Annotated in this window: 13 protein-coding genes and 1 tRNA gene; 11 read left to right on the forward strand and 3 right to left on the reverse strand. The window is 44.6% G+C overall.

Annotation, left to right across the window (positions count from 1 at the left end; translation table 11 throughout):
• Positions 1 to 70: 70 nt before the first annotated feature.
• Both lptF and lptG read left to right on the forward strand, forming a co-directional pair.
• The gene (gene lptF / locus ACM0P2_RS15720) at positions 71 to 1,171 is read left to right on the forward strand and encodes an LPS export ABC transporter permease LptF (RefSeq protein WP_159117756.1); all 1,101 of its coding nucleotides are present in this window, start codon (positions 71 to 73) and stop codon (positions 1,169 to 1,171) included.
• Entirely contained in the window at positions 1,172 to 2,233 is a 1,062-nt protein-coding gene (lptG, locus tag ACM0P2_RS15725; RefSeq protein WP_419226790.1) for an LPS export ABC transporter permease LptG, read from the forward strand.
• 195 nt (positions 2,234 to 2,428) lie between these two features.
• On the opposite strand, the gene ACM0P2_RS15730 is transcribed toward lptG, so the two are convergent.
• A complete protein-coding gene (locus ACM0P2_RS15730; RefSeq protein WP_173359168.1) occupies positions 2,429 to 3,013 on the reverse strand; it encodes an RDD family protein in 585 nt (194 codons plus the stop codon).
• 161 nt (positions 3,014 to 3,174) lie between these two features.
• Here ACM0P2_RS15730 and ACM0P2_RS15735 point away from each other — a divergent pair, with 161 nt between their 5' ends.
• The 8 genes from ACM0P2_RS15735 (at position 3,175) to ACM0P2_RS15770 (ending at position 11,597) form a co-directional block, all read left to right on the forward strand.
• Positions 3,175 to 5,268 (forward strand): TonB-dependent receptor, encoded by a 2,094-nt coding sequence (locus ACM0P2_RS15735; protein WP_419227710.1) that lies wholly within the window; start codon positions 3,175 to 3,177, stop codon positions 5,266 to 5,268.
• 167 nt (positions 5,269 to 5,435) lie between these two features.
• Positions 5,436 to 5,969, forward strand: a complete 534-nt coding sequence (locus tag ACM0P2_RS15740; RefSeq protein ID WP_173359169.1) for an RNA polymerase sigma factor — start codon at positions 5,436 to 5,438, stop codon at positions 5,967 to 5,969.
• Positions 5,966 to 6,700 (forward strand): anti-sigma factor, encoded by a 735-nt coding sequence (locus ACM0P2_RS15745; RefSeq protein WP_159117751.1) that lies wholly within the window; start codon positions 5,966 to 5,968, stop codon positions 6,698 to 6,700. The genes ACM0P2_RS15740 and ACM0P2_RS15745 overlap by 4 nt, the downstream gene beginning before the upstream one ends.
• 164 nt (positions 6,701 to 6,864) lie before the next feature.
• Positions 6,865 to 8,457, forward strand: a complete 1,593-nt coding sequence (locus ACM0P2_RS15750; protein WP_120962006.1) for a DUF4331 domain-containing protein — start codon at positions 6,865 to 6,867, stop codon at positions 8,455 to 8,457.
• Between the two features lie 11 nt (positions 8,458 to 8,468).
• Complete coding sequence (locus tag ACM0P2_RS15755) at positions 8,469 to 9,044, forward strand: Ig-like domain-containing protein (RefSeq protein WP_159117750.1); 576 nt, start codon at positions 8,469 to 8,471, stop codon at positions 9,042 to 9,044.
• 70 nt (positions 9,045 to 9,114) lie between these two features.
• Positions 9,115 to 10,185, forward strand: coding sequence for a hypothetical protein (locus tag ACM0P2_RS15760; RefSeq protein ID WP_173359170.1), 1,071 nt, complete (start codon positions 9,115 to 9,117; stop codon positions 10,183 to 10,185).
• 52 nt (positions 10,186 to 10,237) lie between these two features.
• Entirely contained in the window at positions 10,238 to 11,311 is a 1,074-nt protein-coding gene (locus ACM0P2_RS15765) for a HupE/UreJ family protein (RefSeq protein WP_419226791.1), read from the forward strand.
• A 199-nt stretch (positions 11,312 to 11,510) separates the two neighbouring features.
• Positions 11,511 to 11,597 (forward strand) — tRNA-Leu (locus tag ACM0P2_RS15770).
• Positions 11,598 to 11,759: 162 nt separating this feature from the next.
• Here ACM0P2_RS15770 and ACM0P2_RS15775 read toward each other — a convergent pair.
• Both ACM0P2_RS15775 and ACM0P2_RS15780 read right to left on the reverse strand, forming a co-directional pair.
• On the reverse strand, positions 11,760 to 12,413 hold the full coding sequence (locus tag ACM0P2_RS15775) for a hypothetical protein (protein WP_419226792.1): 654 nt from the start codon (positions 12,411 to 12,413) through the stop codon (positions 11,760 to 11,762).
• Positions 12,414 to 12,430: 17 nt separating this feature from the next.
• On the reverse strand, positions 12,431 to 12,922 hold the full coding sequence (locus ACM0P2_RS15780) for an RNA polymerase sigma factor (RefSeq protein ID WP_419226793.1): 492 nt from the start codon (positions 12,920 to 12,922) through the stop codon (positions 12,431 to 12,433).
• Positions 12,923 to 13,232: 310 nt separating this feature from the next.
• On the opposite strand from ACM0P2_RS15780, the gene ACM0P2_RS15785 reads away from it, so the two are divergent.
• Positions 13,233 to 13,589 carry a RidA family protein gene (locus ACM0P2_RS15785; protein WP_159120071.1) on the forward strand — a complete coding sequence of 119 codons (357 nt, stop codon included), beginning with the start codon at positions 13,233 to 13,235 and terminating at the stop codon, positions 13,587 to 13,589.
• The last annotated feature ends 180 nt before the right edge of the window (positions 13,590 to 13,769 follow it).

The following is a 13,769-nucleotide window of genomic DNA, read 5'->3' on the forward strand; positions in this document are numbered from 1 at the left end:
TAAAAACAGTAAGTTTAAACAAAATTGTGCATTCTTTCACTAAAATTCCTAATTTTCCGGAAGGGCTGAGATGCTGATATTCCGCTATTTACTTAAGGAAACGCTGAAATCTCAGTTAGCGATTTTCTTCATCCTAATGGCCATTTTTGTCACCTTGCGATTTGTGCGCGTTTTAGGCGATGCATCAGACGGTGACATTCCCGCTGGGCTAGTGCTTGGATTCTTGGGTTTATATGCCCCCATTCTCTCATCTTTGGTGCTGCCCATCAGTGCTTACTTAGGCATAATGCTGGCCCACGGCAGGCTTTATGTAGACAGTGAAATGACGGTGATGCGCGCCTGTGGTATCAGTGAATGGTACGTTACGCGGGTGATGCTATTTTTATCTGTGCTCATCATGGTAGTTACTGGCGCGATCACACTGTATTTCGCGCCTCTGGCTGCCGAAAATGAATATCAACTGCGGGAAAAAGCGCGAAACGAGGCGGGACTTTCGGCGCTGATGCCTGGCCGGTTCCAACAGACCGGTAACGAGAAAGCGGTTATTTTTGTTCATGATGTAGACAAGAGTGACACTTTACAGCGTGTTTTCCTGTCGCAAAATCAAACAGCTGACAGCGAAGGCGATGTCCGCGTTGTGTATGCGCAAACTGGTGAAGTGGCTAATAACCCTGACGGCACGCGAAACCTTGTATTAAAAGAAGGGGTGCAGTACGAAGGCAAGCAGTCTGAAAAGGCCTTCCGTAAAGTTGAGTTTGATGAATACCAGATTCAGATAGCCGATAAACCTGCAGACGAGACCCGTCGCAAGGTAAGTGTTTTGCCCACCAACGAGCTTTGGGAAGACGACAGTATTGAAGCTAGAGCAGAGCTTCAATGGCGTATTGCTATCCCCTTATCCATCCCATTTTTAGTGCTTATTGCCGTTCCTCTTAGCGCCGTTGACCCGCGTCAGGGGCGCTTTGGGAAAATGTTCCCTGCCATTTTACTTTACCTTGGCTACTTCTTACTACTACTTGCAAGCAGACGAGTATTAGAGGACGGAAAAATGCCGCCCCAGCTTGGTTTATGGTGGGTTCATACCATTATGCTGATAATAGGCGTTATGCTTATTGTGCGAGACAGGAAAACTGGCACAGAGCTTCGCGCTTGGATATTGAGGAAGAAATAGATGTTTAAGATCCTCGATTTATATATCGCCCGTACGCTGTTAGGCACTATTACCGTTACGCTTAGTGTACTTATTGGCTTAAGCGCACTTATTAAATTTGTAGAACAGCTGCGAAAAATTGGCGAAGGCGACTACGACATGCTCGTCGCTTTTATCTACGTACTACTAAGCTTGCCCCGTGATTTAGAACAATTTTTTCCTATGGCTACCCTGCTTGGCGGTCTTATTGGCATGGGCGTTTTGGCCAGCAACAGTGAGCTCGTGGTCATGCAAGCATCGGGAATGAGCCGCTGGAATATCATCAACTCGGCCATGAAATCGACGCTTGTTATGATTTTACTGGTGATGGCCATAGGTGAATGGGTAACGCCTTACAGTGAAACCAAAGCTAAACAAATAAGAACAGAAGCCATTTCGGGCGGAAGTTTATTTTCATCTGACAAGCTTGTATGGGCAAAGGATGGAGACAGGTTTGTGAGCATTGGCCAAGTGCTGAGCCAAGACTCGCTAAAAGATGTGAGCATATTTAGTTTCAATGCTGACCTTTCACTAGACAGTATCACCTATGCGAAAAATGGAGAGTTTGACGGCGATGGCTGGTGGCTAAACAGCGTGGAAGTAACCCAGTTTACAGAAACCAATGTCACGTTAGATGAAAGCGATCGTGTGCGCTGGAACTCGACCCTTACTCCCGATAAATTGGGGATTGTGGCGGTTAAGCCCGAAGCATTGTCTATTACTGGCCTGCTTGATTACGTGAACTATCTAGATAATAACGACCAAGATCCATCTCGCTATGAGTTAGCGCTGTGGCGAAAAATCTTTCAGCCTATATCAGTTGGCGTTATGTTGTTGATGGCGCTGTCGTTTATATTCGGACCGTTGCGCAGCGTGACTATGGGTGCTCGCGTTATTATGGGCGTACTAACAGGTTTTGGCTTTTTTATATTAAACGAAGTATTTGGCCCCGTGAGCTTAGTATATCAGTTGCCGCCGTTCCTTGGTGCTTTGCTACCAAGCCTGCTGTTTGCTGCCGTCGCAGGTATTATGCTAAGGCGATAATCAAACAACAACGTGACTTACGCTTGGTGTTTTGAAAGCTTACAGCACATATAAAAAAAGAGGCTTCGCCTCTTTTTTTTAATACTTTTTTTCGTATTAAAGCTTATATACTCACTACCAGTTGACCGATAGATTATCGTCGCTAGTAAGTGATAGCCTTCTAAAATATGTTTCTCAAGCCAACCAACACACACGCTACCAGCTTTTGTGATCGTTTGCCTCTTTGCTTAATTTCAACACTTCTGTTTTCGCTAAACGGTCTTGCAGTGACTGTTTATTCTTAAAATCAAATAAGACCAACAGAGTACCGAGACCACCTAGCGATGCAAAAAGTCGAATGAATAAGCGAGGCCAAGTCATGGGCTCTTCAACGGTGCTATAAATCCGCAAGCGCCAAGCTCGCATACCTAATGTTTGCCCACCTCTGCGCCAAAACCATAAGAAAAAACCAGCTATCCACAAGCCTACCCAAGCTTGAATAAGCAGCTTATAGCCAAACGACGCCTGAATAAGGTCAGCGGGCTCCGCGTACCCCTGTAAATCGAGCGTACCGTTTTTTAACATAACCACCAGCGTGACTATCATCACCATCGCTGCGCACATGCCTACGGCGGTTGCCACTAGGGTGTCGTAAACCATAGCAAGTAACCTGCGGATAAACCCCGCTCGCTCAAGGGTTTCACTTTCTGAGTCTACGCTACTCGCATTTTCATGTTCAGCAGTCGTCGACGATTTTGGTGCCGATTGCCTTTTCTTAACTTTCTTATCGTGTCGTGCCACGGGTATCTCTTCACATCATCATTTTCGATGCATATTTTGACACAAGCGCCCTATAGCATAAACACAATAAGCCACACTAAACGTCATTTAATAATATGATTGATAAATCGATGACTGCACAGTTATTAAAAAAATGCATCCAAGCACCTCATTCATTCGTTATGGTTATTAAAACTGATAACGGAAATCATAAAGTGACCACATTAACTTTTGCAAAAACATTAACTGCTAGCGCTATATTACTCGCAACTGCGCCCACACTCGCCCTCGATGACCCAGAAGGTGATATTGAGCATATTCGGGTACGCGGTGACTCGTCGGTAAAAGATGGAGAATTTATTTCTGCTTCTCAGGGATGGGTGTCGGGTGACACTATGATTGACCGCCCAATGCTACGCGCTGGTGAAATATTGGAATTTATTCCGGGTATGATGGTGACGCAACACAGCGGTTCAGGGAAGGCCAACCAGTATTTTCTTCGCGGTTTTAATCTTGACCATGGAACCGATTTTACCGTAAGCGTTGATGGAATGCCGGTCAACATGCGTAGCCACGGCCACGGTCAAGGATACAGCGACCTAAACTTTATAATTCCTGAACTCATCGACAGCCTTAGCTACTTTAAAGGTACCTACTATGCCAACATTGGCGATTTTTCTAGCGCAGGCGGCGCGATTTTTAATTTGAGAGATTCCCTTGAAAATAACCAGGTATTCTTAGGTTTAGGCGAGTTTGGATTTAAGCGCGCCGTTGCACTAAACCAGTTTGAAACAGGAGAAAGCCGCGTTGTTACGGCTTTAGAATATCAAACCTATGACGGCCCATGGACTGATGTTGACGAAGACGTAAAAAAGAAAAACGCTCATATTCGATATATTACGCCAATGTTAGATGGCCAACTTACCATAACAGGCATGGCTTATGATAATAGTTGGAATGGCGCCGATCAGGTACCAGAGCGTGCTATTCAAAGCGGCTTAATAGACCGCCTTGGCTCTATCGATACCCAGGTTGGTGGGGAGTCTTCTCGCTATAGCCTATCTGCAAACTACGCTAGCGACACATGGAACGCCTCTATTTATGCCATAGACACTGAGCTTAGTTTATTTTCTAACTTCACTTACTTCCTCGATAACCCTGAGCGAGGCGATCAGTTCGAACAAGCTGATGATAGAAAAATCTATGGCGGTGAAATATTCACTACCCTCCCCCTCGCTATTACAGAAGGGAGCAGTATTACCTTGGGCGGCCAGTGGCGCTTTGACGATATTGACAATGTAGGCTTGTATCGCACTCAAAATTTAACCCGGTTTGGCACCGTTAGAGAAGACGCGGTAGAAAGCAACAGCTATGCACTTTTTGCTCAGTCCAATATTTTTCTAAACGATAGATTAAGCCTGTCGTTAGGCGGTCGTTATGATTACTTAGATGTTGACGTAGATAGCGATTTAGACGCCAACAGCGGTAGTGCTGACGATGGTATTTTTACGTTAAAAGCAGGTCTGAAATACTTGCTGTCTGAACAGCTCACCGCATTTGCCAATATCGGTCAAGGCTATCACTCAAACGACGCGCGGGGTGCAACTATTACTGTAGATCCGGTAAGTGGGGATGCAACCGAACCATCACCGTTACTAGTGAAGTCTCTTGGTTATGAAGCCGGGGTTAATTTTACCGACAATAGAACTTATAACGTTTCAGCTGCATTGTGGCGACTAGAACTAGATAGTGAACTTGTTTATGTCGGCGACGCAGGCTTCACCGAAGCGAGTCGACCATCAGAAAGACACGGAATAGAAGTAAGTGCCTACTACTGGGTTAATCATCATTTAACAACTGACATTGAAGCTGCTTGGACAAAAGCAAGATTCAGCGACAGCGTAGAAGGCGAAGGCCGCCATATTGACGGTACAGTTCCGGGCGTTGTGAGCGCGGGCCTCACGTATTTTCAAAACAGCAACCAGCTTGGATTTAGTTATACGCTGCGAGGTCGTTATTTAAGTTCTCGTACGGTGGAAAGCTTCGATGAAGTTTCACCGCCATCAACGTTTTTAATGAACGCACAGGTCGCTTATCGTCAGCCGATGTGGGACGTGACTTTAGAAGTGTTGAACGCCCTTGATAGTGATGATCATGATATCGACTACTTTTATGCGTCGAGACTTCCTGGCGAACCTGAAGATGGCATAGAGGATTTGCACTATCACCCGGTTGAACCACGAAACGTTCGTCTTACTGTTTCCTTGAAATATTAACCGCGCATAAGCTTTTAATAGCAATAGCGGCGTAGGCCCTTTTGACGCCGCAATATTTTATGTGAATGTTTAAAAAGCGTGCTAGTTTAAATACTTAGAAGCAGCATTTTTCGAAAGTCAGTATCATCGTGAGAATGGTGCCATAACAATAAAAGGTAGGAGCAACGATGGAACATGAAACTTTGTTCCCTTTGCTGTGTAAAACAGCAGACGGTGACAAAAAAGCCTTCGCAGAGCTTTATAAAATAACCAGCCCACAGCTTTATGCAGTTGCTTTAAAGCTACTAAAACGGCCAGAGCTTGCCGATGAAGCCACACAAGATGCTTACATTAAAATATGGCATAACGCAGGCAATTATCAGCGAGGCAAAGGCACCGTGCTCACTTGGATGGTAAGCATTGTGCGCTATCGGGCACTGGACTTAATTCGCTATCACAATGTAAGAAACGAAGTTGAGCTAAACGATGATGCACCATCGGGAGTAGAGAGCTCACAAAATGTTAAACTGGGTGCAGAGCAAGCTAAACTAGCCGCGTGCTTGGATGAATTAGACGGCCCTCAGCGCCAAGCTATTCATTTAGCTTACGTTAACGGTATGTCTCATCAAGAAGTGGTGAGTCACTTGGCCTCGCCCCTTGGTACAATTAAAAGCTGGATAAGACGAGGCTTGCAGAGCTTGCAGAGGTGCTTGTCACTATGAATTATTTGAAAGAAGAACGACTTAATGCACTGGCAGCGGAATACGTTGTTGGTACCCTCAGAGGTAAAGCGCGCACACGCTATCAAAAGTTAATGATGCAATATCAAGCGGTGAGCGATGCAACGGCCCAATGGGAACAATATCTAACCGGCTTTGCGGAGACGCTCCCGCCTGTGACGCCGCCAGACGACGTGTGGGAAAACATCCAAGTAAAACTTGGACATAAAGCCGCTGACGACGCAAGCGTAGCTAGCGATACACAACCTTCTAGTAAGTCTGGCGAGGTTATCGACTTTGAGAAAGAAAAGCAGAAACGCTGGAAGAACTTATCGTTCATATCTACAGCTGCAGCAATGGTGTTGGCCGTATTACTTTTCGTCATGCAGCCTGTACCAGCTCCTGTCGTTTCGCATATTGCCGTGGTCAACAACGCAGACAACACGCCATTGTGGGTAATAGAAGTTTCAGGCGATAGTATGAACGTTAAGGTGACTGATGCCTTTGTTGCCCTTGCAGATAAAGACTATGAACTCTGGATGGTACCAGCAAACGGCGAAGCACCGATTTCGCTCGGGCTTTTGCCGGAGGCTAACGGAGATACTCGGGCGACACCCGACATTTTACTTAGTCAAAGTATCGCAGCCCTGGCTGTTAGTTTAGAAGCGCCAGGTGGTTCGGTGACTGGCTCGCCGACCGAAGTACTTTATATTGCTCCTATTGTGTCAGTTTAAGTTTTCTAGCAAAAAGCGACACATCTTAAGGCCACTGTTTATGTGGCCTTTTTTATATCTAAACTTTCTGTAAAAACTTTTTTTCATTTTTTTAAATTATTTTGCATCTAAAGCCAAAACTCAGTCGTTTAACTTTTGAACTCATAAAAACAGAGAGACTCGACATGATCCAATTTAAACGCAAAACCTTGTCTTTGGCCGTTGCTGTAACGTGTGCAGCCATAACAGCGGGCGCAGTCGCGTCAAGCCATAGAGAAGCACCGAACATTACTCGTCATCCAGCGCTAGACAGCACTGACTTCTACGCATTTAACAGTTATGAACAAGGCCGAGAAGGCTACGTCACCTTCATCGCAAACTACATTCCATTGCAGGATGCATACGGCGGCCCTAACTACTTTGCTATGGATCCAAATGCCCACTACGCCATTCATATCGATAACGATGGTGATGCTGTAGAAGACATTAGCTTTGTTTTTAATTTTAATAACATGCTAGCTGCTGATAATGAAGGTATAGCGCTACCCATCGGCCCAGAAGGCGATAAAAAGATGGTAAAAGTACCGCTTAAAAACGTTGGCGGTATCAGTGCAGATGATTCAAGCGCAGCAAACTTTTCAGAAATGTACAGTCTTACTATGGTCAGTGGCGACATTAAAACAGGTACGCGTACAACGCTAACGCCAGCCATGGGCGATATGTTTAAAAAGCCCCTTGATTATATCGGCAATAAAACCTTCACAAGCGAAGCGGAATACGCCCGTTATGCCCAAAGCTTTATCTATTCGTTCAGCATCCCTGGTTGCGACGACATGGCCAAGGTATTCGTTGGGCAGCGTAAAGACCCCTTCGTCGTAAATCTGGGTAAAACTTTTGACCTTGTAAACTATGTACCTGTTGAAGGTGACAGTGCGCCGGGTGCAGGTGATGGCCAAGGGTTCCCGGGCGGTATTACTCAAAGCGCGATGAACGATGACTTGGCAGACAAGAACGTAACGGCACTTTCTATTGAAGTGCCTGCTGCGTGTGTGACTGGCGAAGGAAACGGCGTAATTGGCGGCTGGACAACGGCAAGCTTACCTCAAGCTCGCATTCTTAACCCAGATGCGACGTTTGAAAAACCAGAAACTAACGGTGGAGCGATGACACAGGTTTCTCGTCTAGGAAGTCCACTTGTGAATGAACTGGTTATTGGTATCGGTGACAAGGATAAGTTCTCAACCTCTCACCCTAGCAATGATGGTCAATTCGCTGATTATGTGACTCACCCATCACTGCCTGAGTTACTTAACATTCTTTTCAAAGATGCGGTAAATACCACGCTGGGTACGGAGATTGAAACTCTTGCACCAACTAACTTCCCTCGCACGGACTTGGTAACAGCGTTCCTAACTGGTTTCCCAGGTGTTAACCAACAAGCTACCGTAACTGCGTCTGAAATGCTTCGCCTAAACACTGGAATTCCAGCAACACCTGCTGAATCACAGTCGGCCTTTGGTGTAGCAGGAAATGACTTAGCAGGTTTCCCTAACGGTCGCCGCCCAGGTGATGACGTGGTGGACATTGCACTTCGCGTAGTAATGGGACGCCTATGTCACCCTATTCCAGTAGCAGGTGAAGACACTGATTTAGGTTTATGTGCACCAGAAGATGCAAGTGTGGGCACCGTACCTTTCACTGACGGCGCACCTGTAGACGCCAGCATGATTGATAACGCATTCCCTTACCTTAAAACACCGCTTGCTGGTTCAGAATAAGGAACGCAATTATGCCTATGAAGAAAACATTATTTAATCATGACTCCAGCCAATTTTCGATTGCGCGCTTTGCTTCAGCGAACGCTCGCTCTCGCCGAGTTTGGGTCATATCGGGATTGGTATTAGCGCTTTCGGGCTGTTTTGACAGCGATGATGACGACGATTACACGCCACCCGAGGAAAATGTGGCACCAGTAGCGGTGGATCAGATGCTGACGACGCAAGCTGATATTGCCTTTGACGGTACGTTAACTGCGACAGATGAAGATGGCGATTCGCTTACCTTCGGCCTTGGAGAAAACGGTAGCTTAGGTAGTGCTGTAGTTAACGCTGATGGAAGCTTCACTTACACACCAAACGCTCAGGTAACAGGCAGCGATAGCTTTACGTTTACCGTGTCAGATGGTGTAAACCCTGAGGTGACTGCATCGGTTTCTGTAACCATAGAAGCTCAGCAGGTATCGTTTTCTAGCTATACCCGTGATGCATTTAACCAAGCCCCTACCGACGAACCACTACCAATTAACGGAAGAGAGTTCACACAGGATGCTGATGATACGACTTTCGACGATTTACTCATCGATTAACAGTCTGGATCGGTAGCGGAAAACAGTGTCAACCGTAAAGCCATGGAAGGCTTTTTTAAAGGAAACGACAATGCAGTTTATTAAAACGTTTGCTTTCACCCTCCTATTTTCAAACCTAATGCTTATTACCGAATCTAACGCAGCAAACATTCAAAACGAAGCATTAAATTACAATACCGTGATAGCAACCTGGGAGCCCCAGCACGCATCAATTAAAGGCTTTGATGAAGCAGATAAACTTTTATCACAAAGCCGATATCTTTTTGCACAGGGCAATGAACGGGAACGTGTAGAACGCTTTACACGTGCAATGCGAAATAACTATGACGCATTAAATCTAGGTCAAAAAGAGCGTCTTGTTGTTCTTGAAGCTAGGTTACTTCAAGGTATTCATAAATTTGAGCAAGCCGAGCAGCATTTAGCACAAATATCACATTACCGCTCCCCAGCTGCGCATTTGCTTCTTGCAGATATCAATATTCAGCGGGGCAACGCAAAACAGGCAAAACAATATTGCGAACAGTTAGTTGGAAAAACCAGCTTCTTGATTGCCTTTACCTGTATGGTAAACGCAGATTTTTCGCAAAAAGCTGAACCTAGGTTACTACAAAAGCTTAAAGCATTTGAAATATATACCGGTTCAGCCACACATACTGAACAAGAATGGTTTTATGAAGTGCTTGCAGACATGACGCTAGAATTAGGCAATGCTGAAGAGGCACTTCAGTTATTAGGCAAAACGGAATTCTCACAGCTTCCGATTAGCGCTTTGCTGGTTTGGGCAGAAGCGCAGACTACGCTTGGCAATTTTAAAATCATAACCGAGACTTTAGAGGCCTCTGTACCTGACATATCTACTGCCGATGACGGCTTACTCCTTCAATGGGCTAAGGCAGAGCGAGCACAGGGCATTCAAACCTCTCCTGTACAATCTCAGTTAGCTAAAAATATGGAGATTCGCGTTTGGCGTGAAGATAGCTCACACGCGGCACAAGTCGCAACTTACTTTTTAGAGGTAGAACCAAACTATGCCCTAGCTTTAAAGTTTGCCGAACTTAACTGGCAATATGCGCAAAATAATAGCGATAAGCAATTGCTAGAGCGGGCACGACAAGCAAAGGCGGTATCCACTGATGTGTAGCACTGTTGCCTTTTTCAATCAAAAAAGTATAAACATGCTTATAGCGCTATTAATGTTTACACTTCTTAGTACTGACGTCTTATCTCACGAGTTGAGCAACGGGTATTTAACTCTTAATAGCACATCAGACACTGTGCTGGCCGGTGAACTGTTATTAAAACCCGAAGATATCGGTCGCGCTGCAGGGTTAGATATTGATAACAACGGTAGCCTTACGTGGGGCGAGGTGAATCGACACCACAGCTTGGCAAACAGTTATATACAGAGCAATGTTATCATCAGTGATAATGGCCAGCGCTGTGCGCTCAGTACAGCGCCACCATCTATAAAAAATATATCCGCAGAATCGTTGTTGGCCTACCCGCTTAAAGTCACTTGCGCAAAGTTAAATGAGCTAACCGTGCAATACACAGGCATTGTCGCGGACTTTCCTACCCATAAGTTGCTTACATCGATAACGCTAAACGACTTTAACGGGGTATATGTATTAGACAGCGAGCGAACATCAATTACTGTTTCCCCTCTAAACAATGACTGGCTCACTCAATTTGGTGAAATGGTATACCAAGGTATTTGGCATATTTTCATCGGGCTTGACCACATTCTCTTCTTGGTTGCTACCTTACTTACCGTGAACCTTCGTCGAAACAATAACCGCTGGGAAAGAGCGGCAAGCAAAGCGCGTATTTTTAAAAATACGGTGATACTTGTGAGCACATTTACTCTTGCTCATTCAATAACCTTAACGGCCACAGCGCTCAATTTCATTACGCTCGATAGCCGTATAGTAGAGTTAGGTATCGCCTTATCCGTGGCCATCACCGCATTAAACAACATGTTTCCGATCATCATGCGATTAGGATTTATCACCTTTGGCTTTGGACTATTACATGGAATGGGATTCGCCAGCGTGTTTGGTGACCTCAACGCCCAGTCGGGCAGCTTGGTAATGAACGTATTGGCCTTCAATTTAGGGGTTGAAATAGGTCAACTCGCCATTGTTTCTTTGTTGCTACCCCTGCTACTGGCTATTCGAAACGTAAAGGTTTACGCCAAGGCAATAATGCCAATTGCATCTTCAATCATTGCGGTAATTGCACTTAATTGGACGCTTCAGAGATGGTAGCAGCGGCAAACCTAGTTATTAATTGAAAGATAAGAGTAAGGTTATACCGAGTGACAAAAAATAAGAAATGGCTGAAGCGGCGAGCGCCTTTGGACAATCTTTCGGCACTTAGTCATAAAAAGCACAAAAAGTAGTTGTATAGGCGCGCGGCATCGCTATAATGCCAAGCATCAACACCACGTTGATGTCTATACACTATGCCAGTGTGATGGAATTGGTAGACATGACGGATTCAAAATCCGTTGCTAGCGATAGCGTGGCGGTTCAAGTCCGCCCACTGGTACCATCTCTTCTTACAGAAGCAGATACTTAAACCGACTTTTGAGTCGGTTTTTTTGTGCCTGAAATTCAGCAAATTGCCACGCAAGCGTGGCGGCCGAGTATCGGTCTTATCGACTTTTCCGGACTGATGTGCCTCGCTAAAAAACAATCTAATGGCCCCTTCTTCTCACTCTTTGTCCATACTTTCGAATTGATCTAACAGGTGCGTTAACCTGCGGCCGGATATTTCCTGATAAAGCCAAGCAATTAATTTATTTGTTCTATTTTCTGGCTTGAGTTTATGGACAAGCAGCGCCACCATAGCTCCAAATATCACGCCAACAACTGAAAATCTAATTGCTGTGTTTGCCGACATTAATGAGAATAAATCAACGCCAAAAAACAGGTCGTAGCCCAGGAATACATAAGCCATGTAAAAAGGTGCAGATAGAATTAGTAGTTTAAAAACATTCAGACTGTGCGTTCTTACAGCAATTAGATCATTCAAGATTTCCTTCATTGGTTTCGAAAAGTCTATCTTACTTAACACCGCGATTTGGCCGATACTCCCGGCTAGCCCTACTATTGCAAATACATTGAGCACAAATGCAGAGACCACCGGTGCGGTTAGACTCCAGGACGAAGCCATATAGGTTCCCAAAGAAAGAACGATGCAAAAAAATACAATGCCTTCAATGGCTCTCGTCAAAATGAGCTTATTCAACTCGCTTTTGTTACCTTCAGCCTGTATCTTTTGAAGTAGTTTTTTATTCAGGCTCATACTCTCATCTAACTGTTCGCTATGTGCCTGCCACACAGACTGCATCTGTTCTAAATTCATATTTCATCCCTTTTTTCTTAAGCCGATTTTGTCTTTAACTTCTGTTTAATTCGACTGATCTTGGTGGAAACATTTGAAACTGTGATTTTTAAATTAGCCGCAATTTCAGACTGGCTTTCACCTTCTAGATACATCAAGAATACCGCTTTATCTACGCTGCTCAGTTCGTTTATAAATGTGTATAACTCATTCAAACTCTGTTCATTTGCTCGTTCAGCTTCCATGTCATAACTCATTAACTTGTCTTCTATTTCTGTATGCTTATAAGCAGTTGTCTTATCTTTCCTGTAAAACGATATCGCAACGTTAAGCGCCACTCGATACATCCAAGTTGTTATTTTGAAGCTATCATTGTAGGTATCTAAAGAACGCCAGATTTGAGCGAGAATTTCTTGGACTAAATCCTCTCGGTCAAACTCATTGCTGCAGTAGGAGCGAGCGACTTTAAACACTATTCCCTTGTGCCTTTCTATGATGTCTAAGTACATTCCATGCCTATCGACGCTCATTTCACTATTCTCAATGGATTGAATCTTTGCATAGCCTAAGTCTTTTTATCTTAATCACTTTATAGTTGGTCTAAAAGCATGCCTACCACTAGTGTCTGCTCCTACCCAAATAGAATGTAGTTGACTAATGATTCGCGGCCGAGAAATAAATCTCACAATATTTTTTAAATTAGAGAGAATAAGTTGTTTAACGTGTTGTGACTCTTTCAAGCTGCAAAGCTAACAGCAGTGAGAATAAATTGAAGTACCCCCGCAAACCGATTAAAGTCGCTCAACATTTCCTCTCCCAATTTATTGAAAGGCCTTTTTAATGAACATCGAAAGAATGGAAACTAAGCAGCGCATGAGTCGTATTGTGAAACACAATGGCGTTATCTATTTATGTGGGCAAGTGTGTGCTGATGCCACACAAGACATTACTCACCAAACTCAGACTATGTTGGATAAAGTCGACAGCCTGCTTATTCAAGCGGGTAGCGATAGAAAACATATGCTTTCTGCCACTATTTATCTGAAAACTATGGATGATTTTGCCAAGATGAATGAGGTGTGGGACAACTGGGTGCCCGAGGGTTATGCGCCAGCAAGGGCCTGTGTAACCGCTGATATGGCGCGCGAAGCGCTACTTGTGGAAATCTCTGTTGTCGCTGCTGAAATAACTGACTAAAACAACCTGTTTAGAGAGTAAACCGTTGGCTCTGCTCTCTCTGTTCTCTCTGTTCTCTCTGCTCTCTATGTTCTGGGCCCTATATCACTCAAGCAAAATAACCCTTTGCCGTCATAACTCTGAAATAAACCACCTGTAACGTAGGAAACTCTCGGAAAGAGTCTGCGAAGGCTCAACCTC

Source organism: Alteromonas sp. OM2203 (genome assembly GCF_048517045.1).
Classification (GTDB): domain Bacteria; phylum Pseudomonadota; class Gammaproteobacteria; order Enterobacterales; family Alteromonadaceae; genus Alteromonas; species Alteromonas gracilis.

What these genes read in the sequence shown, in the direction of transcription:
- lptF (WP_159117756.1), top strand. Translation starts at nt 71, where the DNA reads ATGCTGATATTCCGCTATTTACTTAAGGAAACGCTGAAATCTCAGTTA.
- lptG (WP_419226790.1), top strand. Translation starts at nt 1,172, where the DNA reads ATGTTTAAGATCCTCGATTTATATATCGCCCGTACGCTGTTAGGCACT.
- ACM0P2_RS15735 (WP_419227710.1), top strand. Translation starts at nt 3,175, where the DNA reads ATGGTTATTAAAACTGATAACGGAAATCATAAAGTGACCACATTAACT.
- ACM0P2_RS15740 (WP_173359169.1), top strand. Translation starts at nt 5,436, where the DNA reads ATGGAACATGAAACTTTGTTCCCTTTGCTGTGTAAAACAGCAGACGGT.
- ACM0P2_RS15745 (WP_159117751.1), top strand. Translation starts at nt 5,966, where the DNA reads ATGAATTATTTGAAAGAAGAACGACTTAATGCACTGGCAGCGGAATAC.
- ACM0P2_RS15750 (WP_120962006.1), top strand. Translation starts at nt 6,865, where the DNA reads ATGATCCAATTTAAACGCAAAACCTTGTCTTTGGCCGTTGCTGTAACG.
- ACM0P2_RS15755 (WP_159117750.1), top strand. Translation starts at nt 8,469, where the DNA reads ATGCCTATGAAGAAAACATTATTTAATCATGACTCCAGCCAATTTTCG.
- ACM0P2_RS15760 (WP_173359170.1), top strand. Translation starts at nt 9,115, where the DNA reads ATGCAGTTTATTAAAACGTTTGCTTTCACCCTCCTATTTTCAAACCTA.
- ACM0P2_RS15765 (WP_419226791.1), top strand. Translation starts at nt 10,238, where the DNA reads ATGTTTACACTTCTTAGTACTGACGTCTTATCTCACGAGTTGAGCAAC.
- ACM0P2_RS15775 (WP_419226792.1), bottom strand. Translation starts at nt 12,413, where the DNA reads ATGAATTTAGAACAGATGCAGTCTGTGTGGCAGGCACATAGCGAACAG.
- ACM0P2_RS15780 (WP_419226793.1), bottom strand. Translation starts at nt 12,922, where the DNA reads ATGAGCGTCGATAGGCATGGAATGTACTTAGACATCATAGAAAGGCAC.
- ACM0P2_RS15785 (WP_159120071.1), top strand. Translation starts at nt 13,233, where the DNA reads ATGAACATCGAAAGAATGGAAACTAAGCAGCGCATGAGTCGTATTGTG.